We start from the raw sequence: 1,996 nt of genomic DNA on the forward strand, positions 1-1,996 counted from the left end.
CAGCCCCACAGGGCATTATCCCCGGCATCTGAAATGCGGTTCCGCTCAGCTTCAGCCCGCAACGCCCTTATGCCGAATCACCTGCAATGTCCTCCGACTTTCGAATACTCCGGATATGCGATTCCGGTCAGCTTCAGAGGATCCGCGGCCGCCTGGCAAGCGGCCCGACCGTCTATGCGAAATCGTATTATCCCTCGCATAATCCCGCCGCGACGATGTTGGACAGTCGCCGCGTGAGTGGAATCACCCCGGTATCGGCAAGCTGGGTCTGGAACAGGATCACGGAATCCGCTTTCGGATCATTCGCCCAATAGGTACCGAGCCACCCATACCATCCATAGGTTCCCGGGCCGGTAATGAATTCGGCCTTGGCCGGATCCTCGACCGTGCGCATAAGCGCGTTGTAGCCACACCCGGGATGCCATTCCTGCAGATCCTGAAGCTGGTCGGAGTCGAGAGCGTTATGCGTCATCATCGACACCGTCGTGGGGCTGAGGATACGGACGCCCTTCCATTCACCTTGGTTGAGCATCATTTGGGCAAAGTGCGCATAATCATCCACAGTGGAGCGCAGCCCGGCTCCACCGGACTGGAACGCCGGTTCCGTGGCCGCGGCATAGGGTATGCCCAGATGTTCGGTCACGACTTCTTTCAACGACCGATGTGCCGTCGCATCTTCATCCACGGCCGCATCGGCAGCCGGCGTGTTCGATAAGTCGGAGGGATGTTCATAAATCGCGGCCAACCGTCCCAGCTTTGGCTCCGGCACGAAAAATCCCGTATCGACCATGTCCAGTGGTTCGAAAATCTCCTCGCGGAGAAAATCCCCGAGGCGTCTGCCACTGGCGACTTCGATGACCGCGCCCAGCACATCGGCGCTCGTACTGTATGTGAACCGTTTCCCCGGCTGGAACGCCAATGGCAACCGTCCAAGTCGATTGGCGATCTCCACCGTACCCATGGGCTTCGTGCCGTGCAGACGTGCTCCGATTTCATCGAACAACTCGCCGGTAAGCCGGCCTGATTCACTGTCGGGTTCGGGATATGCCAAGCCTGAACGCATTGTCAGCAGATCTTTGATGCATGCTTCGCGCTGGACCGGTTCGCCGATGGTTTCGCCATCACCGGGTTCCAGCCAGTGATGTCGCGTGTTTTCTACCGGCACGTTGTTTTCCAGCGGTTTCGATGGAATCGTCGAAACCCTCTGATTCGCAAAGCCTGGTAGATACGCGCTGACCGGTTCTGCGAGGTCGAGCAGTCCCCGCTCCACCAATATCATCGCGGCGACGGCGGTAATGGGCTTGGTCTGCGAATACAGACGAACGATGGTATCGCGTGACATGGCTTCTGCACGACTTATGGAACGAAAACCTGATTGCGCATACCACCGTTCATGCCCATGGTGCAGCACCAGCACATTCGCGCCACCGACTTCGCCGCGTTCCACAGCGCGATCCAATGCGGCTTGTATTAAACCCAACACGTAGTCGGCCATGATTCCCCTCTCTTGCCGATCGCAGCAAACACTGCCTGGTGTTCCGTCCACGATGGCTCACACTCTAGCAAACCGATTACGGTCCGACAGGCGTTTCCTTATCGGGAAATCGTATGCCCTGCAATAAGCTCCGCCAATCATCATGATGGGATTATCCACATTGATGATCCGCGCCTATAACGGCCAGGCGTTGTCGTCTGGGCACATCCCAAAGCACACGTCAAAGAATCAAAAACAAGAAAACGAACAGCGGACCGCATCAGTGGCAACATGCGATTCCACTAGTGCAAGAGGTTGAAGACACGGAGACCCCGCGGCGACGAAGCGCGAAAGGAGCATCAGTCCCATCCACCAAGGCCATACTGCTCATCCAGAATCCCAGGTCCGGATGTCCCAGGCGCGAGGCGAACGGACAAAAAAGACGCGAGACAAAAAGAAAGGGGTCCCCGGAGCCAAGCTCCACGGGAACCCCAACAAAAGTGAATGCGGCGGCGCGCTACT

Annotated in this window: 1 protein-coding gene; it reads right to left on the minus strand. The window is 57.6% G+C overall.

What is annotated here, in order from left to right:
- Positions 1-187 precede the first annotated feature (187 nt).
- The gene (locus B3C64_RS05515) at positions 188-1,495 is read right to left on the minus strand and encodes a serine hydrolase domain-containing protein (RefSeq protein WP_291534285.1); all 1,308 of its coding nucleotides are present in this window, start codon (positions 1,493-1,495) and stop codon (positions 188-190) included.
- Positions 1,496-1,996: the final 501 nt, after the last annotated feature.

The sequence above is a fragment of the Bifidobacterium sp. UBA6881 genome, assembly GCA_002451435.1.
Lineage (GTDB): Bacteria > Actinomycetota > Actinomycetes > Actinomycetales > Bifidobacteriaceae > Bifidobacterium.

Coding starts and splice junctions, on each gene's coding strand:
- B3C64_RS05515 (WP_291534285.1), bottom strand. CDS start 1,495: ATGGCCGACTACGTGTTGGGTTTAATACAAGCCGCATTGGATCGCGCT.